The organism is Micromonospora sp. WMMD882, assembly GCF_027497255.1.
In the GTDB taxonomy this organism is placed as follows: domain Bacteria; phylum Actinomycetota; class Actinomycetes; order Mycobacteriales; family Micromonosporaceae; genus Micromonospora.
On the sequence record NZ_CP114903.1, the window covers coordinates 2,274,614 to 2,300,882 of the forward strand.

The following is a 26,269-nucleotide window of genomic DNA, read 5'->3' on the forward strand; positions in this document are numbered from 1 at the left end:
CGGTCACATCCCCTTGAGGCCGTGGGCGGTGGCCAGCACGACGACGTCGGCGTCGGGGTTGATCCGGCCGGCGGCCAGCGCCCGGGAGACCGCGACCAGCCCGGCCGCGCTGCTCGGCTCCAGGGGGAAGCCGGTCCGCCAGAGCCGCCGCGTCTCGGCACGGACCGACTCGTCGTCCACCGGCTCGGCGTGCCCCCGGGACCGGCGTACCGCCTCCACCGACTGGGCGGCCAACAGGTTGCCGCCCAGCGACGGCATCACCCGGGTGTCGCCGGGGAAGGTCGCCCACTGGTCCGCCCCGGCCAGCACCGCCGCCACCCGGGGAAACGGCTCCACCAGGCAGAGGCGGGGCACCGCGTCGGCGCCGAGCAGCTCCCGGAACCCCAGGTGGACGCCCCAGGCCAGGTCGCCCCGGGAGGCCGGCACGACGACCCACTCCGGGGCGGACCCGCCCCGGTCGGCGAGGATCTCCTCGGCGACGAGCTTGTACCCCTCGATGCCGAACGGGCTGCTGCCGACCGGCGGCACGACGAAGTTGGTGACCGGGAGCATCAGTGTGGAGTCGCGGTACCTGGCGGTGTGCTCCCAGCGCTGCTCGCTGCGCGGGAAGGAGACCACGTCGGCGCCGAGGTCCCGCATCAGCTCCACCACCCGGGCGGGGGTGTCGTCGGTGACCGCGACCTCGCAGCGCAGCCCGGCCCGGCCGCAGTACGCGGCCAGCGACACCCCGGCGTTGCCGGAGGAGGCGGCGACGACGCCCTCGTAGCCGGCGTGCGCCGCCCGGGTGACCACCGCCGCGCTGAACCGGTCCTTGTGCGAGCCGGTCGGGTTGGCCCCCTCCCACTTCAACGCCACGTCGATGCCGGGGACCACCCCGGCGAGGTCGGTGAGCAGCGGCGTACCGCCCTCGCCGAGGGTCACCGGCCGCAGGTAGGGCTGCTCGACCCGGCCGGCGGGCCGGTCGGCCCCGTCGGGCCGGTAGACGCATTCGAGGTTCGCCGGGGCGCCCTCGGCCAGGCAGGCCGGGCAGCCGGTGGTGTGGTCGGCGATCTCGTAGCGCCGGTCGCAGCGTAGGCAGGCCAGGCCCGTGAGCCGCGGATTCTGGACGATGGTCATGTCTCCTCCAGGCCTGGTGGACGCGGCGCAGCCGGAAAGCCCCGGTACGGTGACCGGCCGGGGGCGTCAAGTCTAGGCCCGCCCCGGTGGTGACTCACCGGCGCAGGGCCGCTCACCGGCGCAGGGCGGCGTACCCGTCGGGCGGAAAGGCGTCCGGCCCGCGACCGGCCAGGCGCAGCCCGTCCCAGACGGTCGCCTCGTTGCTGGCGACGACCGGCACGCCGAGTCGTTCCCGCAGGATGCCGGCCGCCTCCAGGCCCCGGAACGCGGTGCAGCTGACGAAGACGCCCTCGGCGCGGCCGAGGTCGCCGACGGCGTCGGCGATCGCCTGCGGCGGGACCGAGGCGGTGTCCAGCGGGTCCGGCAGGGCCGGGCCGGACGTGCCGGTGACCTCGATGTCGTGCGCGCCGAGGAACGCCACCACCAGTTCGTCCAGCCAGGGCTCGTACGGGGTGACCAGCAGCACCCGGGTCAGGCCGAGCGAGCGCAGCGCCGCCACCACGGCGGTGGACGTGGTGGAGGCCGGCACCCCGGCGACCTCGGTGATCCGTTCGGTGATCGCGGTGTCGTAGCCGGGCCCGTGGTAGAGGCTGCCGCTGGTGCAGGCGAACACGATGGAGTCGACGGCGGCGTGGGCGAGCAGCCGGGTCGCCCCGGGCGCCGCGTCGGCCAGCGCGGCGAGCTGTTCCGGGGTGTCCCGGGTGATGGGTATCCGCGCGACGTGGGCGCTGACCGGGTCGGGCAGGCTCAGCCGCAGGTCCCGCTCGACGACGGTGTTCACGCTGGGCACCAGCAGGCCGAGCCGGTGGGTCCAGTCCGGGCGTCGGGTGGTGGCGGGCTGCGTCATGTCCGCGACGGTAACGAGGACGACTCGAAGACCGGACGAGCGCCGTCCGACGGTTCGGCATCCACCGTTCGGGTTAGGTAGGCTTGCTACGTGTAGCGTTGTCGCATGCGACCGGTCGACCACCCCTCCGGTCTCCCCGCGTGAGGAGCCTGTCATGCCCCTGAGCCGTCGACGTCTGATCCAACTCGGCGGCGTGGCCGCCGCCGTGCCGCTGGTCGGGTGCGACCGGATCGGCGACCAGGTCGGTGAGAGCCTCGGCACCCGCTCCGGCTCCAGCACCGGGTCCAGGATGTCCAGTCAACTCGACCTGCCGGAGCCCTTCCAGGTCCCCCTCCCCCGGCCCAGGGTGCTCGAACCCACCAACTCGGACGGCACCACCGACTTCTACGAGGTCACCCAGCGGGCCGCGAAGGTCGAGATCGTCCCCGGCCACCAGACCGAGATCTGGGGGTACGACGGCACGTTCCCCGGCCCGACCATCGAGTCACGCGCCGGCCGGCGCACCGTCGTACGACACCGCAACGAGCTGCCCGTGCCGGTGGTGGTGCACCTGCACGGCGGCAAGAACCCGGCCGAGCACGACGGCTACCCGATCGACTACCTGCTGCCCACCGGCGGTTTCGCGCACGGCGACGGCATGCCCGGTCACACCATGGCCGGCGGCAACACCAGCCAGGGCACCAAGGACTACGTCTACCCGCTCGACCAGCCGGCCGCCACGCTCTGGTACCACGACCACCGGATGGACTTCACCGGCCCGCAGGTCTACCGGGGGCTGGCCGGCTTCCACCTCGTCCGCGACGACGAGGAGGACGCCCTGCCGTTGCCGAAGGGCGAGAAGGAGGTGCCGCTGTTCATCTGCGACCGGGCCTTCGCCGAGGACGGCTCGTTCCGCTACCCGGCGGTCGACCACTCCCTGCACGACCCGGGGGTGACCGGGCAGTTCTCCAACGGCGTGCTCGGTGACGTGATCCTGGTCAACGGCGCGCCCTGGCCGACCCTGGACGTGGCCAACACCCGCTACCGGTTCCGGGTCCTCAACGGCTCCAACGCCCGCCGGTACGCGCTCAGCCTCGACCCGAAGCCGGGCGAGGGCCGCTCGTTCGTCCAGATCGGCAGTGACGCCGGGCTGCTCGGCGCGCCGATCGGGCACGACCGCATCGAGATCGCCCCGGCCGAGCGGTACGACCTGGTCGTCGACTTCTCGCAGTTCAAGGTCGGCACCCGGGTCACCCTGCGCAACGAGTTCGACAACGGCCGGCTCGGCAGCGTCATGCAGTTCCACGTCGCCCGCAAGGCCACCGAGGACAGCACGGTGCCCGGCCGGCTTGCCGACTTCGAGCAGTTGGACCGTTCGATGGCCGTGCGGACCCGGCAGTTCCTGTTCGGTCAGGGCGTCTCCGGCGGCCGGCAGATCTGGGCGGTCAACGGCAAACCGTTCGAGCCGGACCGGATCGACGCCCAGCCGAAGCTCGGCTCGGTGGAGATCTGGAAGCTGGTCACCGACGTCCACCACCCGGTCCACCTGCACCTGGCCCACTTCCAGGTGCTCAGCCGGATGACCCAGGCCCCGCTGGCCCGGGACGCCGGCTGGAAGGACACCGTCGACATCCTGCCCGGCCAGATCGTCGAGGTGCTGGCCAAGTTCACCGGCCACCGGGGCAAGTACGTCTTCCACTGCCACAACCTCGAACACGAGGACATGGTCATGATGAGCAACCTCGAAGTGGTCTGACTCCCCCGTTCGGACCCCGTACGACCGGCGCGTGCCCGACCAAGGCACGCGCCGGTCGGCGTTCGCGGACCGGCCCGGCCGACTTGAGCCCTTTCCAATCCGCCTTCGAGCCGGCGGTGGAAACGTGCGCAGCGGCGGAGCCGGCGACCGTAGGCCCGCCCGCCCCGTCCGTTCACCACGCGAAAGGATCCGCGAGCATGCCGTACGCCGCGATCAGCTACGACGTCATCCCGGGACACGAGGACGAGATCGCCGAGATCTTCTCGAACTTCCGGCGGGTCAGCACCCCGATCATGAAGAACGAGCAGGGCGAGGAGGTCGGCCGGCTGCTGGGCAGCGCCGTCTTCATCAAGGACGAGATCGTCGTGCGGGTCATCCACTACGAGGGTGACCTGGCCGCCGTCGGCCGGCACATGGGCCAGCAGTCCGGCGTGCACGACCTGGAGGGCCGCCTCGCCCCGTACCTGAAGACCAAGCGGGACACCACCAGCCCGGAGAAGTTCGCCCAGCACTTCCGCGCCTCGCACATGCGCTGCATCGCCCAGCTCACCAAGGAGAACTACCCCGGCCCGCTGCCGGCCGGCGTCGAGGCCTGAGCACCACCCGGCGCAACCGGTCGCCGGCGGCGACGTCGCCGGCGACCGTTCTCTCCCCCCCTCGACTCTCTCCCCCCTCGACCGACGCGGATCCCCCCGCCCGGAGCGGGCCCGCTCGGCCAACGCGGAAAGGTAGCCCTGATGTCTGGCGTATTTGGCTGGATCGACTTCACCCGGGACCTGGTCCTGGACCGACCGGTCGTCACGATGCTGACGGCCACGCTGGCCCAGCGGGGCCCGGACGGCGAGGCGGTGTGGGTGTCGCCGCGCGCCGCCCTGGGCTACCGCACGCTCGACGTGGACCGCACGGTCGGACGGCAGCCGTTCGTGACCGACGTCGACGGGCAACCGGTCGCGGTCGCGGTGACCGGCAACCCGCTCGGCCTGGAGGACCTGCGGGGACGGCTGCGCTCGGCCGGACGCGGCTTCGCCCCGGAGACCCCGGCGGTGGAGCTGATCTCGGCGGCGTACCTGCAGTGGGGGGTGGAGTTCGTCCCCTGGCTGGCCGGGCCGTTCGCGATCGTCGTCTGGGACGCCCGCAGCGAGGAGCTGGTGCTCGCCCGCGACCAGCTCGGCGGCCAGCCGCTCTACTACACGCACACCTCCACCGGGCTGATCTTCGCGACCGAGCGCAAGGCCCTGCTGGCGCACCCCGAGGTCGAGGCGGTCGTGGACGTCACCGGGCTGCGGGAGGCCATCTCGCACGCCCTGCCGCCGGGCCCGCTGTTCAAGGGCCTGGAGTCGGTCAAGGCCGCCGAGATCGCCCGGTTCGGCCGGGGCGGCTGGCGGAAGCAGACGTACTGGAAGCTCACCACCCGCCCGCACGAGGAGGACCTGGCCGGCACCACCGCCACCGTCCGACGGATGCTGGAGGACAGCATCCGGGAGACCCTGCCGGCCGACACGTCCCGGCTCGTCGCGACGCTCTCCGGCGGCATCGACTCGTCCTCGGTGGCGGCGCTGGCCGCCGCCGAGCTGCGCCGCCGGGGCGACGACAAGCTGCGCACGTACACGGTGGACTTCAAGTCCACCGACTTCGAGGCCGACGTCATGCGGGACACCCGCGACTCGCCGTACGCCCAGGACGCCGCCGACACGATCGGCTCGGCGCACCACCTGGTCGAGCTGGAGCCCACCGACATCCTGCACCCGATCGTCCGGCAGGGCATGCTGCGCGCCAAGGACGCCCCGGCGCGGATCTACGACATGGAGACCTCGCAGTACCTGTTCATCCAGCACGCCGCCGCGCAGGGCGGCAAGGTCGTGCTCACCGGCGGCGCCGGCGACCAGCTCTTCCAGGGGGCACGCTGGTCCACCGACCCGGGTCTGGTCAAGGCCGACATCTTCCCGTGGATCGCGCTGGCCCAGCGGTTCGGCGCGACCAACGGCTTCGGCACCGCCCTGTTCAACGCCGACACCCTCGCCGCGCTGGACCTGCCGAACTACTACCGGGACGAGTACGCGCGCGCCAAGAGCGAGATCGAGTACCTGCCCGGCGAGGACGAGTGGCAGCGGGACATGCGCCGGGTGTCGTACCTGGTCCTGACCCGGGGGCCGCTCGACGCGTCGGTGTTCGCCGCGGCCGGGTTGCAGACCCGCGCGCCGATCAACTACTACAAGCTCGTCGAGTACGCGTACAACATCCCGGCGGCCTTCCAGCACCACTCGGGCATCGAGAAGAGCCTGCTCCGGGCGGCCGTGGCCGACCTGCTGCCGGAGTCGGTGCTCACCCGGCGGCAGAGCGCCACCCCGGTCAGCAACCATCCCCGCTACCTGCAACGGCTGACCGAGGAGTTCCGGGCCGTCCTGGCCGACCCGAACGCCCCGGTCCGGACGCTGATCGACGTGCGGGCCGCGACGGAGCTCGTCGACGCGCTCTCCGGCGACACGCCCCGGATGGCCAAGGACCGGCTCGCCCGCGCCGCCGTCGAACTGGCCCTCCAGCTCAACCTCTGGCTGCACCACTACCGGGTACGGCTGGCGCTGTAACGCCGCCACCCGCAGCGGCAGCCGCGTCCACCGTCCCCCGACCGACCGACACCAATCCGCTCGCCTCGGCGACTTCACGGCGTAGGGGTACGACATGATCAATGACAGTGTGCTGGACACAATCGGCCGTACCCCGGTGGTCCGGCTCAACCGACTCCGGGTGGACAACGGCTCGGAGATCCTGCTCAAGCTGGAGTCCCGCAACCCGGCCGGCAGCGTCAAGGACCGCACCGCGCTGTCCATGGTGCTGGAGGCCGAACGGGACGGGCGGCTCAAGCCGGGCGGCACCATCATCGAGTCCTCGTCCGGCAACACCGGCAAGGGGCTCGCCCTGATCGGGGCCGCCCGCGGTTACCGGGTCATCCTGGTCACCGACCCGAAGGCCCCGGCGTCCATGGTGGACTACGTGTCCGCCTTCGGCGCCGAGCTGGAGATCGTCCGGGAGCCGGACGAGACCGGCTACCAGCGGCCCCGGCTCAACCGGGTGCACGAGCTGCTGGCCGCCACCCCTGGCGCGTTCTGGCCCAACCAGTACGACAACCCGGCCAACCCGAAGATCCACGCCGAGCAGACCGCGTACGAGATCCTCGACGACGTGGGCCGGTTCGACGTGCTGGTCGCGGCGGTCGGCACCGGGGGGCACATCAGCGGCCTCGCCGAGACGCTCAAGAGGAAGCTTCCCGACGTGGTGACCGTGGGCGTGGACGCGAAGGGGTCGCGGGCGTTCGGTTTCCCGTACGAGACGTGGCTGATGCGCGGTCTCGGCATCGCCTGGAAGCCGGACAACCTGACCACCGAGCTGGTCGACCGGGTGCACCTGGTGGCCGACCACGAGGGCATCGCCACCAGCCGGCTGCTGGCCCGCCGGGAGGGGCTGCTGGTCGGCGAGTCGGCCGGCGCGGCGGTCTTCGGGGCGCTGCACCACGCCCACCAGAACCCGGGCGCGCGGATCGTCGCGGTGGCCCCGGACGACGGCGGCAACTACCTCGGCGAGTCGTACGACGACGAGTGGCTGCGGGCGCACGGTCTCGGTGACCAGGTGACCGCGCTGTCCAGCGCCGAGCTGCTGGTCACGGCGGCCAAGGACCCGGCCTGGCCGGCGATGACCCTGGACCAGGTGTCCCGCCTGGTCACGAGCGCCTGAGGAGGGGCCGGTGTTCGCCAACCTCGACCGGCTCGCCCGGTTCATGGACGAGCAGGGCCTCGACGGTCTGGTCGCCACCACCATCGAGAACGTCCACTACCTGACCGGTGTCGCCGCGGTCGGGCTGGAGATCTTCCCGCACACCGGGCAGGCTTACGCGGTCGTCACCCGGGACGCCCTCGACCGGCCGCGGTTCGTGGCGTCCCGGTGCGACATCGACCAGGCCCTGGACGCGGCCGTCGGGATCACCGACGCGGTCGGCTACGGCGTCTTCTACCGGGAGCTGCCCGACGGCGTCGAGCTGACCGACCGGGAACGGGCGCTCGTCGCCACCTCGGTCGACGCCCCGACCGTGCCGACCCCGCTGGACGCCCTGGTCGAGACGCTGCGCCGGGCCGGTCTGGCCGGGGCCCGGATCGGCCTGGACGAGGACGGCGTCGCCCACGGCTACCCGGACGCGCTGCGGGAGAGGCTGCCCCGGCTCGACGTGCGGTTCGTGTCCACCTCGCTGCGCTGGGCCCGCAAGGTCAAGACCGCGCGGGAGGTACGCAGCATCACCGCCGCCGCGGCCGTGGCCGAGGTGGGCATCACGGCGGTGAACGCGCTGGCCCGGCCCGGGGTGACCGAGCTGGAGCTGGTCCGCGAGTTCGAACGGGCGGTGGCCGGCGCGGGCGGACGGGCGAAGTTCAGCCACATCAAGATCGGCCGGGGCGGGGTGGCCGGGCAGACCCGCCCGAGTGACGTCGCGTTGCGCCGCGGCGACGCGATCTGGTTCGACGTCGGCTGCGTGGTCGACGGCTACTGGGCCGACATCGCCCGGGTGTCCTGCCTGGGCGAGCCGTCGGAGAAGCTGGTCCGGTACTACGCGGCGATGAAGGCCGGCTGCGACCGGGCGTTCGCCGACGCCAAGCCGGGGATGACCGGTGGGGAGCTGTTCGACCTCACCGTCGCGGCGGTGCGCCAGGCGGGGGTGCCGCACTACCGGCGCAACCACGTCGGCCACGGCATCGGCGTCGAGCTGTACGACCGGGTCAACGTCACCCCCGGCAACGACGACGAGCTCGAGGAGGGCGTCGTGGTCAACATCGAGACGCCGTACTACGAGTTCGGTCTCGGCGCCGTCCAGGTCGAGGACCCGTTCCTGGTGACCGCCACCGGCAACCAGCTGCTGACCACCCTCGACCGGGACCTGATCGTCCTGGACTGAGGGGGTGGGACGCGGGGCGGGAGCCCTTCCTGACGTACGACGGAAGGGCTCCCGCCCCGCCCGCGTCCCAGGGGATGCGACCATCGGCAGCGACGTGGTCCCGCGCCGACACAACGGCGCGGGACCACGGGACGGCGGTCCGGTCAGGTCACCCGGTCCCCGGCCGCCCACCGGGGCGGGACGGTCGTCCGGTCAGGGCGTGAGTTGCTCGATCTCGACCAGCGTGGAGTCCACGCCGACCAGCCCGGTCGAGTCGAACACCTCCAGCCACACCGACCAGGTGGTGACGGTGGTCGCGCTGGCCAGCGGGGCCAGCTCGCCGGTGAGGTTCGCGCAGCTCTTCGGGAGCACGATGTCGTCGATCGGGCCACCGGTGGGCACCGCGCTGCCCTGGCAGAGCACCTTCTTGACCCCGCCGTCGCCGTACGCGGTCCACCGGTAGCGGGTGCCGGCCACCGCGCCGTCCTCGGCGTCGGCGCCGGTCCCGGTGAACGCGACCGGCAGCGGCGCGGCGTGGACCGTCGACAGCTTCACCGTCGACGCCGGCTTGGTGATCGTGGCGGTCGGCCGGGTCTGCCCGGCCGGCGCCGCGGTGACCAGGAAGGCGCGCTGCACGACCGCTCCGCCCGCCGTGAACGTCACCGTGTACGGGCCCGGGACGACCGTGCCCGCCGGCAGGACGGCCTGGTGGCCGCTCTTCTGGAAGACCACCTCGTTGCCCCGCCGGACCGTCCAGGACGTCTGCGCGTCCGGCACCGGCCCGGACGTGTCGGGGTCGGCGGAGATGCCGACCAGACTGACCGGCTGCCCCGCGACGAGGCTGAGCCCGGCCGGCGGCGAGATGATGGCGGCGGTCGCCGGGCTGTCCACCACCGTGACGGTGACCGTCGCCGAGGCGGTCTGCCCGAGGCTGTCGGTGGCCTTGGCGGTGATGACGTGGGTGCCGGCCGACAGCGACGGCACGAACGTCATCGACCCGGTGCCCAGCGGTCCGTCGAGGTTGCTGGTCCAGGTCAGCGGCAGGTCCTTGCCGCCGAAGTCGATGGCGGTGCCCCACAGGTCCACCGACTGGCCCACGGTGAACTGTTGTTTGGTGTGCGGCATGCTGATGCTCACCGAGGGCTTCACGCCCAGCGCCTTGGCGACCGCGGCCAGGGCGTTGATCCGGCGCTGGCTGCCGGTCACATGCCAGCCCAGCTCGCCGACGTGCGCGGTCTCGTTGAGGATGTCGCGGACCTGGGCGGAGGTCAGGTCCGGGTTGGCGGCCATCACCAGGGCGGCGACCCCGCCCACGAACGGCGCGGCGAAACTGGTGCCGCACCGCGCCTCCGCCTCGTTGACGCCCGGCTGGGCCGGGTCGCGGAGAAGCTGGACGCACATCGGGCCGTAGATCTCCACCGAGGTGGTCACGTCACTGGTGCCGTAGTTCGACTTGTCCGCCACCGTCGCGTCCCACGTGTTCACACCGCCCACGCACATCACGTGGACGCTCTCGCAGGGCACGTAGAGCGTGTCGCCGTCGATGTTCCTGCCGTTGTTGCCGGACGACGACACGATCAGCGCCCCGGTGTCCCGGACGTGCTTCATCCGCCGGTCGGTCCAGGTGCGGGCATGGGCCTTGCCGAGGGTCACGTCCCGGCCGAAGCTGAGGTTCACCACGTCCGGGCGGGTCGCCTCGGCGGCCTTCTCCAGCCGGCGCAGCTTCGTCCAGTAGTCGTTGCCGTTGCGGACCGCCACCAGCTCGTCGACCACCGGCCCGGCCGGACCGGCGGCGCCGTAGCCGTTGTCGACCTGACCCATCCCGGCGAGCGCCACGTCGGTGGCGTGCCACGGGCAGGGCGTGTCGTTGGTGCAGTTGCTGGGGTTGGGTTTGCCCCACTCGGCCGTGTACAGCGTCACCTTGGCGGGGAGGTCCGGGTTGGTCTGGAACCCACCGTCCAGCACCAGGTACTTCACCTGCCGGGTCAGCTTGCCCTTGGCCTGGAGCAGTTGCCAGGCCTTGGCCACGCCGGTGTCCATCGGGTTGCCCGACCCCATGTACGACCAGTCGAAGACGTTCTTCTTGATGTTGGGTGCCTCGAAGACCTTGCCGTCGGCGATGCCGGCCGGCTCCACCAGCCAGTCGAGGACCAACTCGGTCCCGGCCCGCCACTCGGCGGCGGCCAACGCGAGCAGCCGCAGCGCGCGCTCGTCGCCGACCCGGTACCGGCCGGACTGGTCCGGCTCGGCGGCCCGCAGGTCGGCGACCAGGTTCGCCGGGTCGGCGCGGTCGACGTCCACCCGGACCAGGTGGTCCTGCCCCTGCCCGTCGGCCGGGAACGAGTCGAGCAGCTGGCCGCCCCAGCGGGTCAGAAAGGCGTCCAGCCCGGCCTGGTCGGCGGTGCGCACCAGCACCTCGTCGAGCACCAGGCCGGCGGGTGACCCGTCCGGCCCGGCCAGCACGCCGACCTCCCGGTTCGTGCCGAGCCGGCCCACCGGGTCGAGCGGCAGCCGGGGTACCGGCAGCCCCGGGTCGATCTCGAAGGCCAGCGGCTCCTCGTTCGTGCTGCCGGGCGCCTCGGTCCGGCTGGCGGGCGCCGTCGGGACGGCGTCCGCCGCGCCGGGCGCGACGAGTCCGCCGACCAGCGCCGCCACGACGGCGGTGGTCAGGGTCCGGCGTCCGGCGGTGAACAGTCGGCGGGCGGAACGGGTGGGTGTCACGGTGTCTCCTCGGGTGTCCGTGGTGGACTGACACCGGTGTGAGCGCCGACGGGTCGGGATGCCAACAGATTTCCCCAGAAGTTTCTCGCTCCGCTTTTACTGGACTGGTCGACGAGCGGTGGGAGTCACGGATGGACACGGCGGCGCAGGACGACCGGGCCCTCGTCGAAGCCGTACGCCGGGGCGAGCGGGCCGGCCTGGAAGGCATGTACCGGCGGTACGCCGACCGGCTCTACACGTACGCCCGGGTGGTGACGCGCGAGCCGGAGGCCGCCGCGGACGCCGTCCACGACGCGTTTCTCGCCGCCGGTCAACGCATCGACCAGCTCCGCGACCCGGACCGGCTGCGGCCCTGGCTCTACGCGATCGTGCGCAACGAATGCCTGCGGCAGCTACGGGAACGGTCCCGCTCCACGCCACTGGACGAGGCGGCCGAGCCGGTGGCCGACGCCGCCGACCCGGGCGCGGACGTCAACGCCCAGCAGGTACGCGAACTCGTCCACGCGGCGGCGGACGCCCTCAACCCGGGCGACCGCGAGGTGGTCCACCTGGCGATCCGCCACGACCTGTCCTCCGCCGACATCGGCGCGGCCCTCGGGGTCCCCGCCAACCACGCCCACGCCCGCCTGTCCCGGGCCCGGGCGCAGCTCGAACGGGCGCTCGGCGCGCTGCTCGTCGCCCGTGGCGGCAGCCGGGACTGCCCCGAGCTGGCCAACCTGATCGACGGCTGGGCGGGCCGGCTCACCCCGACCCTGCGCAAGCGGGTCGCCCGGCACGTCGACGACTGCGCGGTGTGCGGGCTGCTGCGCCGGGAGCAGCTCAACCCGGCGGCGCTGCTGTCCGCGTACACCGCGCCGGGGTTCCTCGTGGTCGCCGGGTCGGTGTGGTCGAGGCTGGCCGACGCCGACCCGACCGGGCGCGTGGTGGCCGGCGCCGCCGACGGCCCGGCCGGTGGCCCGACCGACGTTACGGACGGCAGCGCCGACGGCGGGGCGACCGACGTCGCCGAGGGCGCTGCGGACGTCCGTCCCGACGCGCCGGGCGGGTCGCCCCCGGGCGGGACGGCCACGCCGCCGGCGTCGGACGGACAGGTCCACGCGGACCTCGACCCGTCGGGCCCGGTCGACGGCGTCGGCGCGCCGACCGGGACCACGAACGGCGTGGCCGTTTCCGCGCGGACCGGCGAGCCGGACGGGCAGCACGCCCCGGAGCCGGGTGACGGGCCGACCCCGGCGGTCGTGGCGGTGAGCGACGTGCCACGGCCACGAGCTGCGGATTCCGCCGCCCCCGGGACGTCGGCGGCGGCCCGGGACCGGCGACGACGACGGCGGCTGGCGGTGACCGCCGGGCTGCTGGCGCTCCTCGCGGTGGCCGGCGCGTGGGGACTCGCCGGTCGCCCGGCCGGGCAGGTGGCCGCGACGTCCGGGGCGGCGGCCGACCGGGCGAGTGGCCCGACGACGGCCGCAGCGGCCCCGGCGGCGACCGCTCCCGTGGTCACCGCCACCGCCAGCGACGCCGCCCCGGCCAGTGGGACCGTTCCGGCCAGCGGGACCGCTGACCGGGCGACGCCGGCGGCCGGGGCGACGGGGCCCACCCCGTCGGTCGCGCCGGGGACCCGACCGGGCCCCGGGCCGGGCGGGACGGCCGGGCCCACCGGCGCGCCGACCACGGCCCCGCCGACCAGCACGCCACCGCCGGCCCGGGCGTTCACCGTCACGGCGAGCGGGCACGTCCGCTGCGGCCAGGACACCTACAGTCTGGTCGTCCGGGCCGCCGGTGGCGCTGCGGTGGCCCGGGCGGAGATTCGCTGGACGCCCACCGGCGACGCCCCGTCCACCCGGGCCATGCCGGTGGACGGGGCGTCCGCGCAGGTGACGGTGGGACAGCTACGGGCGTCCGCGCTGACCTGGTCGGTACGGATGACCGCCACCGACGGGCGCGCCGCGCAGAGCCCCACCTACCAGGTCACCGACCCGTGCCTGCGGCCCGGCTGACATTCCGGCGACCCGGCGGGTCACTCCAGTTCGTTGGGGGTGTCGTGGCCGACCTCGTACGGGGTGGTGACGCCCTCGTAGACGACGTGCGACATCATGCCGGCGGCCGCGTGGTCGAGGTTGTGGCAGTGGTCCATCCACAGGCCCGGGTTGTCGGCCTTGAAGGCCACCTCCCAGATCTCGCCCACCTCGACGTTGACGGTGTCCAGCCAGAGTGGGCTGCCGGTGGCCGGTCTGCCGTTGCGGCTGAGCACCAGCACGTGATGGCCGTGCAGGTGCATCGGGTGGTCGAAGTGGCTGCGGTTGGCGAACCGCACCTTCACCAGGTCACCCTCGCGGACGACGAGCGACGGGGCGTCCGGGAACGCCTTGCCGTTGCTGGCCCAGACCACCGTGAACCTCCCGTCGTAGAACCACAGCTCGTTGTCGAAGACCAGCGAGTGCGTCCTGGTGAAGGTGCTGTCCGGGCCGAACGGGGTGGGCGCCGGTGAGCCGTACGTGGTCGGGTCGAAGGCGTCCTGCGGCTTGTCCGGCGCGATGTCGCCGGTGCCGTCGGCGCTGAGCAGCAGGCCGCCCTCGACGACCCGCAGCTCGCTGCCGTAGCGGCGCAGCTCGGTGAGGCGGACCGGCCGCGCCGGCATGGTGAACTCGACGTCGTACCGGCCGCCGCCGCCGATGACGAGCTGCTCGCCGCTGACGTCGGTCGGCGCGTTGACCGGGTTGCCGTCGATCGCCACCACCTTGAACGGGGTGCCGGTCAGCGAGTACCGGTGGGTCGCCCCGTCGGTGTTGACCAGCCGCAGCCGGACCGGGACGCCGGGGGCCGTCCGACGCCGTTCGAGCCGGTCGATCGTGCCGAACAGGGCCGGCGGCTCCAGGGGCAGCGCGCCGTCGTACCAGGTGTGGGCGGCGACGACGACGTCCTGCGTGCCGGGGGCCAGGTCGGTCTGCTCCGGTTCGATGATCAGCGGCCCGAACAGGCCCTTCTTCACCTGGATCGAGGACTGCTGGTGGGAGTGGTACCAGTGGGTGCCGACCTCGTCGGGGCGGAACCGGTAGACGTGCGTGCCGCCCGGACGGATCGCGTCCTGGGTGACCCCGGCGACGCCGTCCTCGGCGTTGGGCACGTCCACGCCGTGCCAGTGCACCGACACGTTGGTGTCCGGCACCTTGTTGACCACGGTGACCTCGATCAGCTCACCGCGCTTGACCCGCAGCTCCGGGCCGGGGCTCTGGCCGTTGAACAGCCACGCGTCGACCTCCCGGCCGGAGGCCAGCCGCAGCTTCTTCGCCTCGGCGACCAGGGTGTACCGGCGGTCGGGGGTCTCGGCGCGCGGGCCGGTCAGGTCGGCCACGCTCACCGCAAGGCCGGCGTGCGCGCCGTGCGGGCCGGCCGCCGAGTACGCCGCGCCGTGCGCGTGATCGGCCATGTTGATGCGGCCGGGCAGCGTGGTCGTGCCGGCCGCCCAGCTCAGGCCACCGACCAGGAGCAGCACGAACGCGGTGGCGACGGCGACCGCGCGCAGCGCCCGCACCGGTAGCGACCGGCGGACCGGCCCGCCGTTCGACGCCACCCGGAACCGGTACGCGTGCCACAGCCAGAGCAGCGCCACCACGGTCAGGTAGCCGGTGTGGACGGTGAGGATCGGGACGAGCTGCGGCGGTCCCATGGTGACCAGGATGGCGGTGACGAAGCCGAGCAGCGCGCCGAGCGCGGTGGCCTGGACCGGTACCACCGCCTGCGGGGCGAACGTGGCCAGCCGGGTCCCGGCCGACGGTTCCCGCCGGTGGGCCCGCCAGCGTGGCACGGACAGCAGCAGCACCGCGACAGCCGGCAGCACCACCAGGGGCAGCGCCACCGCGACCCGGTCGGCGACGAACAGGTAGCCGAAGCCGCCCATCAGCACGGTGGTGGTGATCCGGCCGGCGACCAGCAGCATCCCGATGGCGACCAGCGTCAACAGGAAGGTGGCGCGACGGCGGCCCCGCCGGTCGGAACGGTGACGCGGTCGGCGCGCCACCAGGACCGCCGTCGTGCCCCACAGCAGGGTGAGGAACAACGCGGCCTCGATGTCGTAGTTGAGATAGCTTTCGAACAGCACGAAGAGCCTCCGGGATCGGGCGGTCGGTCGTCAGGCGCGGCGGGCGGCGAGGCCGTCCACCGCGTCCCAGCGCAGGTCGTGGCCCTCGGTCCAGAGCCGCGCCGCCACGGTCAGCGCCGCCCGGCGGTCCGCTGCCGGGGCGCCGGGCGCGGCGGGCAGCAGCCCCAGCACGTCGCTGGCCTTCGACCGCACCGCCCGGTGCTGGCGGGCCACGTTGGTCAGCCCCTGACCGGCGCCGGCCTCCACGAGCAGCAGCTCGCCGGTGCCGAGCAGCGCGTCCAGCGCCGGCCAGAACAGCACCGGGTCGGCGATCTGGGTGGTCCAGAACGCCGGGTCGCCGGCCGTCGCGTCGTCCAGCTTCCGGCCGGTGTACGCGGAGTAGACGGTGTCCACCGGCGGGCCGGGCCGGGCCGCCTCGACGGCCGGCCGGGTGGCCAGGGACGCCTCGTGCACGGCCGGACTGTGGAACGCCTGACGGGCCCTGGCGAGCCGGCAGACGTACCCCTGTTCGCGCAGTTTCTCCCGGACCACGGCGAGGGCCTCGTCCGGGCCGGCCAGCATGGTCTGCCGGGGCGCGTTCACGGCGGCGACGGCGACCTGCCCGGTCGGGTCCAGGCTCAGGTACGGCTGGAGCTCGTCGGCGGTGGCGGCGACGGCGAGCATGCCGCCCGGCGGGGTCCGCAGCACCTCGGTCACCCGGGCCCGCATCAGCGCGACGGCGGCGGGCAGGCTGAACGCGCCGCCGAGGGTGGCGGCGACCATCTCCCCGGCGCTGTGCCCGAGCAGGGCCACCGGCCGTACCCCCCAGGCGCGGACCATCGCGCCGAGCGCGTAGCCGACGGCGAACAGCAGCGGCTGGGCGCGGGAGCCGTCGTCGAAGGGGACGTCCGGGTCGGCGGAGAGCCACTCGGCGCGCAGCCGGTCGCCGCCGTCGCCCCACAGCGCGAAGAACGTGTCCATGGCGGCGGTGAAGACCGGGTCGTGCTCGTACAGTCCGGCGCCCATCCGGGGGTACTGCGCGCCCTGCCCGGGGAAGAGCAACGCCACCGGCCGCCCCTGCGGCGTGACCGGCCGACGTCGGTCCAGCGCGTCGGCCGCCTCGGCGGCGGTGGCCGCGACGACCGCGCCGCGTACCCCGACCGGGGAGGTGGCCCGGGACGCCGCGTGCCGGGCCAGGCTCTCGACCCGCCGCCGGTCGTCGCCGAACAGGTCACCGTCGAAGCGGGCCAGTCGGCCCATCGCCCGGCACAGCCGCTCCTCGGCGGCCCCGTCCCGCGCCGACCAGCGCACCAGCAGCGGGTCGCCGGCCGGGCGGGTCGGCCCCGCAGGCGGCAGGAGCAGCACCGCGTGTCCCCGACGCACGGTGTCCGGCAGCGCGACAGCGGTGGGCGCGCGGTGGTCGGCGACCTGGTTCGGGGCGGCGCATCCGGCGGCGAGCATCCGCCGCAGGTCGCCGGGGCGCAGCACGCCGCACCGGGACCTGTCGACAGCGGTGAGGTCGTCGGTCGCCCGGACGACGGCCAGCGGCGGGGTGTCCGGATGCCACGCTTCGGCGCTGCGGCGCAACGCCACGACCAGCCAGCGGCCCGGCTCGTCGTCGAGCTCGGTGGCGAGCAGGGCGAGGTCGGCCTCCGCGTCGGCCAGCAACGTGACCGCGTGACGCAGCGCCGCGCAGAGCCGGGGTACGACGACCACGGCGTCTACTCCCGGCGGCGGCGCTGCCCGCCACGGTGACGGCGACGGCGCTGCCCGCCACGGTGACGGCGACGGGTGGGGCGCCGCCGGGGCGCCGGCCAGCACGAGCACGGTACGCCGGCCACGCCGTACGGCCGGGCCGAGCTGCCCGAGCACGGCCGCGACGGCCGCACCGAGCCGGTCGGGCACGGCGGTCGGGGTGTCGGCGTGTCCGAGATGTTTGGCGGATCCGGTGTGGTTGACGAGTCCGACGTGGTCGACGTTCCCCATGTCGTTGGTGGGCTCGGTGCCCTCGGTCGGTCCCGGTGCCACCGGGCCGGCAGCCCAGCACACGATCGCGGCGTCAGTCGCTGCCATCACCGGTCACCTCTTCTCCGCTGGTGGCCCGACCGCCGACGACGGCGCAGGACCGTCCGGGCAGGTCGCGCCGGTGTCGTTCGAGACCGGACCGACGCTGGCAGCCGAGGCTCGAAGACGGTTCGAAGGCACCTGGAATCCGGGGGCGCCTGGAATCCGGGGGCCTCCGAAAGCCGGAACGGACGGCGCGGCCGGCGGGGCGGGGCGAGCGGCCGGCGGGGCAGGCGGACGGTGGGGACGTACCGCGACGGCTCCAGCGATCCTCGCGGCGGCGTCGAGAGGCCGCCCCGAGGATGGCCCGGTGTCGGATCGGCCGGCGGCGGTCGAGCGAACCGGTGGAGGAATGCGATGAGCTGGACCCAGTTCCTGGTCCCCGTCACGCTGGTGGGTACTGGAATGGCTGCCGGTGGGCTGATGATCACCGTCCTCGGCGGGGTGCCGCTGCTGCTCCGGCTGCCGACCGACCAGTACGTGCCGATCCACCAGTTCCTGGTGACCCGCTTCGATCCGTTCATGCCGATCTGCATGATCACGTCACTGGTGGTGGACCTGCTGCTCACCGTGCTGGTGGACGAGCCGCTTTCCCGGATCGGCTTCGGGGTGGCCGCAGTGCTACTGCTCGGCGCGATGGTCATCTCGCTGACCAGGAACGTCCCGATCAACCGCTGGCTCAGGACCCTCGACCCGCAGCGGTTGCCGGACAACTTCGACGAGATCAACCCGCGGGTCCGCTGGGGCAACTGGAACTCGGTGCGCACGGTCCTCGTCGTCACCGCCCTGGCCACCAGCGCGATCGCCGTCGGCCCGCTGCTCTGACCCTGCCCGCGCCGGCCCCCGCCCGTGTCGTCCGCCGTCCGTCCCCCGTTCGTCCCGTGAAAGGCTAACAATGACCCGTGACGTCCGCGCCACCGCCACCGCGGTGGGCCCGGCCGGGGCGACGACCCCGGACTTCGTGATCGGCCGCGACGTCGGCGTCGTCGCCCGCTGGTTCCGGATCGCCTACGGCCTGATCGCGGCAGCCAGCCTCTGGTACCGCGTCGGCGACGCCCTCGACGCCTCCGGCCTGGCCATGATGGCCGTCTGGTTCGTGGCGGTGGCCGCCGCCTACACCGCGCTGGTCTGGTTCTTCGGCCGGGTCGAACGCTTCCGGGGCATCAGCCCCTGGATCCCGTCCGCCCTGCTCCAGCTCCCGATGATGCTCTACCCGATGGGGCTGGGCTCGGCCCCGCTGCACCAGGCGCTGGCCGTCTACACCACCACCGGCGTCCTGCTCTGCGGGATGATGCGCTACGGCGGGCTGGAGGTCGCCGCCCTGCCGATGCTGCTGCTGCGCCGCCGGTCCCGCCTCTACAGTCCGTTCAACACCATCGATATCGTCGAGCAGGCGTTCCGCCGGTCGCCGTCGCGGGGCGTCATGTGGGCGACCGCGCTCGCGTTGACCGTCTTCGTCGTCGTCGAGTACTGGTGGGTGGGGCTGACCCTCAGCGTCCCGCCGGCACGGAACCTGCTCGGCGAGGGCATCCGGCTGCCCGGCTTCTGGGCCCTGCTGCTGGTGGCGCCGGCGGTCTGGTTCGCCGTACTCGCCGCGCGGGACCGGGACCGGTGGCGTGACACGCCGCCGGGGCGACGCTGGCCGTGGCTGGCCGCGGCGACCCTGTTGCTGCTCGTCCCGCTGCTCGGCGCCCGGCAGGTGCCGGACGCGCTCTGGGCGATCATCATGTTCGTCGGCCTGATCGTCGGCCTGGTCACCCTGGTCCGTCTGCCGTTCCGGCGCGCCGCCGCCCGACCCCGCCCCGACCTGGACGTCGCCCCGTCCCACTGACCCGCTGCCCCCTGCCCCCCGCTTCCCCTTACCCCGATCCCCGCGCCCCGGCCGGCGCGCCCCGGCCGGCGCCCACGATCGTCTCCGTTTCCTGGAGAACGGTCGTTCCCCGACGAACAATCCACCGTTATCACCGAAACGAAACACCGACCGCCGCGCCGCCGACACCACTCGGGCGCGGCGGTCGCCGTGATGTGGGCCGGCACGCCCGTCGAACTCGAACGTGCGGCGCCCCCGCGCGGCGAGGTCGACTCCCCGCCCATCTCCTTCCCCACCCACCGGGCCACCACATCGGACTCGACGCTTTGCTCTGCCGCTACCGACGCGCCGGGCCACGGCAGGTGTGGGGCGCGTCGGCGGGTGCAGAGCAAAGCGTCTGAGCTGATGGGTGGGCAGGGCGGGGGATGACGATCTCGCGTGGGGCGGCATGGGGAGCAACGCCGCCCGTCAGGAGACAGTGAGGGCAGAGCCCAGCACGGCGAGGCCGGTGCGGGCAGCCCCTGAAGGGGGTGGGGGCGTCCCGTACGGACCTGCCCGGAAGCAGCGGTTGAGGGGCGCCGGAGGCGGACACCCGAGACCCCGACGACCGAACGCCGAGGCGGCCCGACGACCGAACGCCCGGACAGCCGGGTGGCCGACGAGACGGGTCGGCAGGGCAGGGCGGGACAGCACCCGCCGCGGCCGGCGGACTCGCCGGCCGCGGCGGGTGGCGGGTGTGTCGGGCGGGCGGCGGGTCAGCCGGACGCGCCGTCGACCCGGCGTGGCAGGACGAACACCAACGCCACCACCAGCAGACAGAGCAGCACCTGCACGCCGAGCGTCCAGCTCATCGCGTCGACGAAGCGGCCCCGGCTGGCGGCGTCCTGGTCGGCGAGGAGCCCGAAGAACACCGTCCCGGTCACCGCGACGCCGAGCACCCCGCCGGTCTGCTTGCCGGTGGAGAAGATGCCGGCCGCCGAACCCGCGTCGACGTGCGGGATGCCGGCCAGCGTGACGTTCAGGATCGGCGCGCTGACCAGCCCCATCCCGATACCGACGACGAGGAGGCTCAACACGATCGGCAGTGAGCCGAGCCGGTCGCCCCGGGCGACCACGAGCGCGGTCAGGCCGGCCATGCCGAGGGTCATCAGGATCGCCCCGGCCACCAGGGCGGCACGTCCGGCGCTGCGGGCCAACGGGATCGCGACCATCGAGGCGAGGGCGGTGCCGATCGCCCACGGCGCGACCGTCCAGCCGGTGCGTTCGGCGGTGAAGTCGAGGCCGCTCTGCAGGAACACCACGAAGGTCAGGAAGAAGCCGGACATCAGCGCGGCGACGATGACGTTCGCCAGCACCCCGGCGGTGAACGTCCGCTGCCCGAACAGCCGCAACGCCACCAGTGGCGCCTCGCCGGCCCGCTCCTTGGCCCGTTCGAACCGGACCAGCAGCGCGAACGCGGGCCCGGCCGCGGCGAGGCACGCCCACGACCACCACGGCCAGCCGAGTTCCCGGCCGTACATGAGGGGGTGCAGGAGCAGCAGCAGCGCGGCGGCGGCGAGGAACACCCCGCCCAGGTCGAAGCCACGGCCCCGGTCGTCGCGGGACTCGGGCAGCCAGGCGACCGCGCCGAGGAAGGCGACCACACCGATCGGCAGGTTGATCAGGAAGATGGTCCGCCAGCCCCAACCGAACAGGTCGGCGCTCATCAGCACCCCGCCCAGCATCGGCCCGGAGACGGTCGCCACTCCGATGACCAGGCCGTAGACGGCGAGCAGTGGGGCGCGGCGGCGGGCCGGCACCAGCACCTGGAACGTGGCGAGCACCTGTGGCGCCATGACCGCGGCGGCGACGCCCTGCGCCACCCGGGCGGCGACCAGTGTTCCCACGTCGGCGGCGACGCCGGCGAGCAGGGACGCGACGGTGAAGCCGGCGACCCCGAGCAGGAACGCCCGTCGTCGGCCGAAGGCGTCACCGATCCGGCCGCCGGTGACCAGCAGCAGGGCGAACGGCAGCGTGTAGCCGGCGAGGACCCACTGGATGGCGGCGTAGCTCGCGCCGAGGCCGTCCTGGATCGACGGCACCGCCATGTTGACGCCGGTGGTGTCGAAGCTGGTCATGAAGGTGGCCAGCAGCACCACGGTCAACGCGGGACCGAGCCGCCGCGCCGCCGGGACGGCGACAGCCGACGGGGTGTCGGGACCGGGCCCGGAGGTGGACGCGGCGACCGCTGCCGGCCAGGGCGGGGAGGCCGGGGCGGACGCGGGGCCGGACGAGGTGGCGGTCACCGGCACACCACCACGGCCGCGGCGGTGGTGACCAGGGCGGCCATCGCCAACACCGTACGGAGCCGGTGCAGCCGTCGCCACTGTGGCCGGGGATCGTCCCAGTCGACCGGGACGGCGTCCGGGTCGACCCCGTGCAGCCGCTTGTTGATCGGCACGTTGCCGAGGTGGGACACCCCCTGCACGGCCAACGCCAGCGCCGAGGCCAGGACGAACAGGGATCGGGACAGCGCGCCGTCGGTCAGGAAGATCAGGGCGACGTCGGCGAACATGGTCGCGTTGACGATCAGCGGCATGGCCGGGTGGTAGCCCTGCCCGAGCTGGCGGTGCAGGGTGATGTACGTGCCCGCCGGCAACGTGTAGAGGGTGGGCAGGACGCTCACCGCCACGGCGAAGAACACCCCGGCGACGATTCCGGTTCCGCCGACCGCGATCACGCTGAGGCCCTGGGCAATTGTCTCTCTCATCGACTCGCCATCTCCGTCGCGTCCGGGAACGACTGCGCAACGGATGCTCACCGGGTCCCCTCAAGTCGCCGTGGAGGAAAGCTCGACCAGTGGCGGCGGCGCGACGGCGTGCGCGAGCTTCGACCGAGCCCCGAGGCAGACCCGAGACGGGCCGCTGAGCATCGACCACGAGCAGGCGACCGGGCGGCGTGACGCAGCGCCCCGGTCCGGGGCCGCGCCGCACGCCCTTCGATCGTGAATGTGAGGAGACGAGCCATGTCGGGTATCGCTGGCTGGGTCGACTACGAGCGGGACCTGTCCCGCGCGCGGGCGACCGTACGGGCCATGAGCGCCACGATGGCCAACCGGGGACCGGACGCCGAGGGGGTGTGGACGTCCCCGCGCGCCGCCCTCGGTCACCGCCGGCTCGCCCTGGTCGAGCCCGACGGCCGGCCGCAGCCGTACGTCGTCGAGGCCGACGGTCGGACCCTCGCGGTGGTCACCTGCGACGGGGACGTGTACAACGCGCCGGCCCTGCGCGCCGAGCTGGAGTCGTACGGGCACCGGTTCCGGACCCGGGGCGACGCCGAGCTGGTCGGGTACGCGTACCTGCAGTGGGGCGCCGGGCTGGCCGACAAGCTGGAGGGCGGGTACGCGGTCGCGGTGTGGGACGTGCGCCGCGAGGAGCTGCTGCTGCTGCGGGACCGGCTGGGCAACAAGCCGATGTTCTACCACCCGACCCCGCACGGCGTGGTCTTCGCCTCGGAGCGCAAGGCGATCCTGGACCACCCGTTGGTGGAGGCGGCGGTGGACCTGGACGGCCTGCGGGAGATCCTGTCCTACGCGGGCACCCCCGGCCACGGCGTCTTCAAGGGGATGCGCCAGGTGCGCGCCGGGCACGTCGTGCGGGTCACCCGGTCCGGGCACCGGGAGGAGCGGTACTGGGCGCTGGAGGCGCAGGAACACACCGACGACCTGGACACCACCGTCCGGACCGTCCGGGAGCTGCTGGAGCAGGCGGTCGGCGGGCAGCTCACCGCGGACGTGCCGGTGGGCATGATGCTCTCCGGCGGGCTGGACTCCTCCGGGGTGACCGCGCTGGCCGCGCGGGCGCTGAAGGATCACGGCGAGGGGCCGCTGCACACGTTCACCGTGTCGTTCGGCTCGGCCGAGGAGTTCACCCCGGACGAGGTGTGGGGCAGCTCGGACGCGCCGTACGTGAAGGAGCTGGTGGACGCCGTCGGCGCCGAGCACACCGACATCGTGCTGGACACCGCCGACCTGCTGGACCCGGTGGTGGCGGCGAACGCCCTGCGGGCCAAGGACGTGCCGAGCCCGCTGGGCAACATGAACACCTCGCTGTACGTGCTGTGCCGGGCGGTGCAGGAGCACACCCCCCTCGCCCTGCTCGGCGACGCCGCCGACGGGGTCTTCGGCGGCACCATGTGGATGTCGATGCCGCCGCTGATCGAGGCGCAGACGTTCCCGTGGATCGCCATGGCCCACTGGGGTGGCGGCAAGCACGGCATGGGCACCGACCTGGTCGACGCCGGCCTGCTGGAGCGGCTGGACATGCGCGGCTACACCGGCGGCCGGTACCGGGAGGCGATGGACCGGGTGCCGCTGCTGCCGGGCGAGACCGGCCAGGAGAAGCGCATGCGGGAGATGTGGTACCTGAACGTCACCAACTGGTTGGAGACGCTGATCCCGCACTCGGAGTCGATCGCCGGGTCGGTCGGTCTGGCGTTGCGCCTGCCGTACTGCGACCACCGGCTGGTGCAGTACGTCTACTCCGCGCCGTGGGCGCAGAAGAGCTTCGACGGGCGGGAGAAGAGCCTGCTGCGGGCCGCCGTCAAGGATCTGCTGCCGCCGTCGATCGTGGACCGGAAGAAGTCGCCGTACCCGGTGACCCAGGACGCCGCGTACGCGAAGGCGCTCTGCGACCAGCTCCTGGCGCTGACCGGCGACCGGGACGCGCCGATCGCCGGCCTGGTCGACGTGACCGCCGCGAAGGCGTTCGCCGCGGACCCGGACGCCCTGGTCTCCGGGCCGCGCGCCTGGGTGGCCCGCACCCACGTGGAGATGCTCTTCCAGCTCAACGCGTGGCTCGACCTGTACCGGGTGCGGGTCGACCTCTGACGTCCTCCCAGCCGGCTTCGACCCCGCGTCGAGCACCGGCTGCCAGCGTTTCCGCTACGCCCACCCACGGCCCTGCGCACCTCTCCCTAAGGAGCCTCAGTAATGGGAACCAAGACCTCTGACCTGTCGATCCTCGACCTCGCGGCGGGCTACTGGTCGGCCAAGACCTTCCTCAGCGCGGTCGAGCTGGGGCTGTTCGGCGTGCTGGCCGACGGCGGCCGGACCGAGCCGGAGATCCGGGAGGCGCTGGGCCTGCACCCCCGGGCCACCCCGGACTTCCTGGACTCGCTCGTCGCGCTGCGGGTCCTCGACCGGGACGCCGAGGGTCGGTACGCGATCAGCCCGGCCGCCGCCAACCAGCTCGACCCGAAGCACCCGTCGTACCAGGGCGGCTTCCTGAAGATGCACGCCTGGCAGTACGGCGTCTGGGGCAAGCTGACCGACCTGCTGCGCACCGGTGACATGCAGGCGCACACCGACCGGGACTTCAACAAGTTCTACTCCCGGCCGGAGTCGGTGCGGAACTTCATGTCGGCGATGGACGGCGCGAACTCGGCGGTCGGTCCGGCGCTGGCGGAGAAGGTCGACTGGACCGACGTGACGTCGTTCGTGGACGTCGGCGGGGCGCGCGGCAACATCGCCGCGGTGATCGCCAAGGCGCACCCGCACCTGAAGGCCGGCACCTTCGACCTGCCCCCGGTGCAGCCGTTCTTCGACGAGCACATGGACCGGCTGGGCATGACCGACCGGGTCGACTTCCACCCCGGTGACTTCTTCGCCGACGAGCTGCCCGGCGCCGACGTGCTGATCTTCGGTCACGTGCTGCACGACTGGGACGACGCGCAGCGGATCGCCCTGCTGCGCAGGGCGTACCAGGCGCTGCCGGTCGGCGGGCGGGTCCTGGTGTACGACGCCCTGATCGACGACGACCGCCGCGAGCCGGCGAACCTGCTGCTCAGCCTGAACATGCAGCTCGTCACGCCCGGCGGTGGCGAGTACACCGGCGCGGCCTGCCAGGGGTGGATGCGCGAGGCGGGCTTCACCGAGACCTCGGTCCTGCCGCTGACCGACGCCGACTCGGCCGTGATCGGGCGCAAGACCGCCTGACCGACCGGCCGGGACCATCCGATCCCTTCGTGAGGAGCACATTGTGAGTGCCAACACCGACACCGGGCGGGCCGTCTCCCGTCGCCGGCTGCTGCTCGGCTCGGCTGCCGGGGCCGCCCTGGCCGGACTGTCCGTGGCCGCGCCGGCCCGGGCCGCCGTCTCGTCGACCGGCCGTCCCGCTCCGGTCGACGTCGTCGTCCACCCGGACAGTTTCACCGCGCCGAGCCAGCTCCGGGGCGGCGCGGTGACGTTCCGGGTCAGCACCCCCGAGCCGGGCGGCCGGTCGCTGCTGCTGATCAAGCTGAAGAGCGGGGTGTCGGTCGACCGGTACCTGACCGCGTTGGCCGCCACCAGCGCGTACGACCCGGCGCAGCGGGCCGCGGCCGAGCGGGAGCTGATGGCGTGCGCCGACAACCTGGGCGGCGCGGTGGTCACGCCGGACTCCCGGGTGTCGTTCACCCAGTTCCTGCTGCCCGGCACGTACCACCTGGTGAACTTCGACTACACCAGCGCGACCGCGGTGCCGCAGGTGAAGCCGCTGACGGTGACCGGGCTGGGCGTGCCGCGCCTGCCGGACGTCGACGACTACGTGCTGCACCGGGAACGCAACGGCGTCGCCTCGTTCCTGCTGCCCACCCGGAAGCTGGCGGCGACCGGGGAGCACCTGGTGGTCAACAGCACCCGGCACAACAACGAGGCGGTGCTGTCCCGGCTCGCCCCGGGGGCGACGCCGCAGGACGTGGCGGAGTACTTCGAGGCGATCGGGAACGGCCAGTGGCCGAGCGAGTCCCCGGTGACCACCATGCCGGTCGGGCTCGCCCCGCTCTCCGGCGGCAAGCAGGCCATCGTCCGCACCGAGCTGCCCGCCGGCAGTTACCTCCTCTACTCGTACGCGACCAGCCCGGTGACCGGGCAGCCGGCCGCGGTCGAGGGGCTGTACCGCCTGATCACGCTCGTCTGACCTTCCCCTGACCCATCGAGCGCGCGGCGTCGCCGGCTCTCCGGCGGCGCC

The 26,269-nt window shown here is 73.5% G+C and carries 18 protein-coding genes; 11 read left to right on the top strand and 7 right to left on the bottom strand.

The annotated features are described in order from the left end of the window. Positions 1-3 precede the first annotated feature (3 nt). Entirely contained in the window at positions 4-1,116 is a 1,113-nt protein-coding gene (locus tag O7606_RS09080) for a pyridoxal-phosphate dependent enzyme (RefSeq protein ID WP_281598611.1), read from the bottom strand. A 112-nt stretch (positions 1,117-1,228) separates the two neighbouring features. Next, positions 1,229-1,963: an aspartate/glutamate racemase family protein gene (locus tag O7606_RS09085; protein ID WP_281598612.1), complete on the bottom strand. Its 735-nt coding sequence runs from the start codon at positions 1,961-1,963 to the stop codon at positions 1,229-1,231. A gap of 154 nt (positions 1,964-2,117) precedes the next feature. On the opposite strand from O7606_RS09085, the gene O7606_RS09090 reads away from it, so the two are divergent. The 5 genes from O7606_RS09090 to O7606_RS09110 all read left to right on the top strand — a co-directional run bounded on the left by O7606_RS09090 (position 2,118) and on the right by O7606_RS09110 (position 8,634). Beyond that, the gene (locus tag O7606_RS09090; protein ID WP_281598613.1) at positions 2,118-3,698 is read left to right on the top strand and encodes a multicopper oxidase family protein; all 1,581 of its coding nucleotides are present in this window, start codon (positions 2,118-2,120) and stop codon (positions 3,696-3,698) included. Between the two features lie 197 nt (positions 3,699-3,895). Continuing rightward, positions 3,896-4,294 carry a SchA/CurD-like domain-containing protein gene (locus O7606_RS09095; RefSeq protein WP_281598614.1) on the top strand — a complete coding sequence of 133 codons (399 nt, stop codon included), beginning with the start codon at positions 3,896-3,898 and terminating at the stop codon, positions 4,292-4,294. A 141-nt stretch (positions 4,295-4,435) separates the two neighbouring features. Next, positions 4,436-6,283, top strand: a complete 1,848-nt coding sequence (gene asnB / locus O7606_RS09100; protein ID WP_281598615.1) for an asparagine synthase (glutamine-hydrolyzing) — start codon at positions 4,436-4,438, stop codon at positions 6,281-6,283. 94 nt (positions 6,284-6,377) lie between these two features. Further along, entirely contained in the window at positions 6,378-7,427 is a 1,050-nt protein-coding gene (locus O7606_RS09105; protein WP_281598616.1) for a cysteine synthase family protein, read from the top strand. Positions 7,428-7,437: 10 nt separating this feature from the next. After that, complete coding sequence (locus O7606_RS09110) at positions 7,438-8,634, top strand: Xaa-Pro peptidase family protein (protein WP_281598617.1); 1,197 nt, start codon at positions 7,438-7,440, stop codon at positions 8,632-8,634. A gap of 192 nt (positions 8,635-8,826) precedes the next feature. On the opposite strand, the gene O7606_RS09115 is transcribed toward O7606_RS09110, so the two are convergent. Next, positions 8,827-11,334, bottom strand: a complete 2,508-nt coding sequence (locus O7606_RS09115) for a S8 family serine peptidase (RefSeq protein ID WP_281598618.1) — start codon at positions 11,332-11,334, stop codon at positions 8,827-8,829. A gap of 131 nt (positions 11,335-11,465) precedes the next feature. Here O7606_RS09115 and O7606_RS09120 point away from each other — a divergent pair, with 131 nt between their 5' ends. Continuing rightward, positions 11,466-13,328, top strand: a complete 1,863-nt coding sequence (locus tag O7606_RS09120; RefSeq protein WP_281598619.1) for a sigma-70 family RNA polymerase sigma factor — start codon at positions 11,466-11,468, stop codon at positions 13,326-13,328. A gap of 20 nt (positions 13,329-13,348) precedes the next feature. On the opposite strand, the gene O7606_RS09125 is transcribed toward O7606_RS09120, so the two are convergent. Together O7606_RS09125 and O7606_RS09130 are read right to left on the bottom strand one after the other, a co-directional pair. Next, entirely contained in the window at positions 13,349-15,430 is a 2,082-nt protein-coding gene (locus O7606_RS09125; protein ID WP_281598620.1) for a multicopper oxidase family protein, read from the bottom strand. Between the two features lie 30 nt (positions 15,431-15,460). Then, positions 15,461-17,482, bottom strand: coding sequence for an acyltransferase domain-containing protein (locus O7606_RS09130; protein WP_281598621.1), 2,022 nt, complete (start codon positions 17,480-17,482; stop codon positions 15,461-15,463). Between the two features lie 348 nt (positions 17,483-17,830). Between O7606_RS09130 and O7606_RS09135 the strand changes: the two genes are divergently transcribed. Then, positions 17,831-18,298: a DUF1772 domain-containing protein gene (locus tag O7606_RS09135; RefSeq protein ID WP_281598622.1), complete on the top strand. Its 468-nt coding sequence runs from the start codon at positions 17,831-17,833 to the stop codon at positions 18,296-18,298. Between the two features lie 70 nt (positions 18,299-18,368). Further along, positions 18,369-19,304, top strand: a complete 936-nt coding sequence (locus O7606_RS09140; RefSeq protein WP_281598623.1) for a DUF6410 domain-containing protein — start codon at positions 18,369-18,371, stop codon at positions 19,302-19,304. A 734-nt stretch (positions 19,305-20,038) separates the two neighbouring features. On the opposite strand, the gene O7606_RS09145 is transcribed toward O7606_RS09140, so the two are convergent. Together O7606_RS09145 and O7606_RS09150 are read right to left on the bottom strand one after the other, a co-directional pair. Next, positions 20,039-21,568 (bottom strand): MFS transporter, encoded by a 1,530-nt coding sequence (locus tag O7606_RS09145; RefSeq protein ID WP_281598624.1) that lies wholly within the window; start codon positions 21,566-21,568, stop codon positions 20,039-20,041. Next, a complete protein-coding gene (locus tag O7606_RS09150) occupies positions 21,565-22,032 on the bottom strand; it encodes a DUF1772 domain-containing protein (RefSeq protein WP_281598625.1) in 468 nt (155 codons plus the stop codon). The genes O7606_RS09145 and O7606_RS09150 overlap by 4 nt, the downstream gene beginning before the upstream one ends. 255 nt (positions 22,033-22,287) lie before the next feature. On the opposite strand from O7606_RS09150, the gene asnB (O7606_RS09155) reads away from it, so the two are divergent. From asnB (O7606_RS09155) to O7606_RS09165, 3 genes are all read left to right on the top strand, one after another. Continuing rightward, positions 22,288-24,150, top strand: coding sequence for an asparagine synthase (glutamine-hydrolyzing) (gene asnB, locus O7606_RS09155; RefSeq protein WP_281598626.1), 1,863 nt, complete (start codon positions 22,288-22,290; stop codon positions 24,148-24,150). A gap of 102 nt (positions 24,151-24,252) precedes the next feature. After that, a complete protein-coding gene (locus O7606_RS09160; RefSeq protein WP_281598627.1) occupies positions 24,253-25,257 on the top strand; it encodes a methyltransferase in 1,005 nt (334 codons plus the stop codon). Between the two features lie 43 nt (positions 25,258-25,300). Further along, complete coding sequence (locus O7606_RS09165) at positions 25,301-26,218, top strand: hypothetical protein (protein WP_281598628.1); 918 nt, start codon at positions 25,301-25,303, stop codon at positions 26,216-26,218. The last annotated feature ends 51 nt before the right edge of the window (positions 26,219-26,269 follow it).

What these genes read in the sequence shown, in the direction of transcription:
- O7606_RS09080 (WP_281598611.1), bottom strand. Translation starts at nt 1,116, where the DNA reads ATGACCATCGTCCAGAATCCGCGGCTCACGGGCCTGGCCTGCCTACGC.
- O7606_RS09085 (WP_281598612.1), bottom strand. Translation starts at nt 1,963, where the DNA reads ATGACGCAGCCCGCCACCACCCGACGCCCGGACTGGACCCACCGGCTC.
- O7606_RS09090 (WP_281598613.1), top strand. Translation starts at nt 2,118, where the DNA reads ATGCCCCTGAGCCGTCGACGTCTGATCCAACTCGGCGGCGTGGCCGCC.
- O7606_RS09095 (WP_281598614.1), top strand. Translation starts at nt 3,896, where the DNA reads ATGCCGTACGCCGCGATCAGCTACGACGTCATCCCGGGACACGAGGAC.
- asnB (WP_281598615.1), top strand. Translation starts at nt 4,436, where the DNA reads ATGTCTGGCGTATTTGGCTGGATCGACTTCACCCGGGACCTGGTCCTG.
- O7606_RS09105 (WP_281598616.1), top strand. Translation starts at nt 6,378, where the DNA reads ATGATCAATGACAGTGTGCTGGACACAATCGGCCGTACCCCGGTGGTC.
- O7606_RS09120 (WP_281598619.1), top strand. Translation starts at nt 11,466, where the DNA reads ATGGACACGGCGGCGCAGGACGACCGGGCCCTCGTCGAAGCCGTACGC.
- O7606_RS09130 (WP_281598621.1), bottom strand. Translation starts at nt 17,482, where the DNA reads ATGGCAGCGACTGACGCCGCGATCGTGTGCTGGGCTGCCGGCCCGGTG.
- O7606_RS09135 (WP_281598622.1), top strand. Translation starts at nt 17,831, where the DNA reads ATGAGCTGGACCCAGTTCCTGGTCCCCGTCACGCTGGTGGGTACTGGA.
- O7606_RS09140 (WP_281598623.1), top strand. Translation starts at nt 18,369, where the DNA reads ATGACCCGTGACGTCCGCGCCACCGCCACCGCGGTGGGCCCGGCCGGG.
- O7606_RS09150 (WP_281598625.1), bottom strand. Translation starts at nt 22,032, where the DNA reads ATGAGAGAGACAATTGCCCAGGGCCTCAGCGTGATCGCGGTCGGCGGA.
- asnB (WP_281598626.1), top strand. Translation starts at nt 22,288, where the DNA reads ATGTCGGGTATCGCTGGCTGGGTCGACTACGAGCGGGACCTGTCCCGC.
- O7606_RS09160 (WP_281598627.1), top strand. Translation starts at nt 24,253, where the DNA reads ATGGGAACCAAGACCTCTGACCTGTCGATCCTCGACCTCGCGGCGGGC.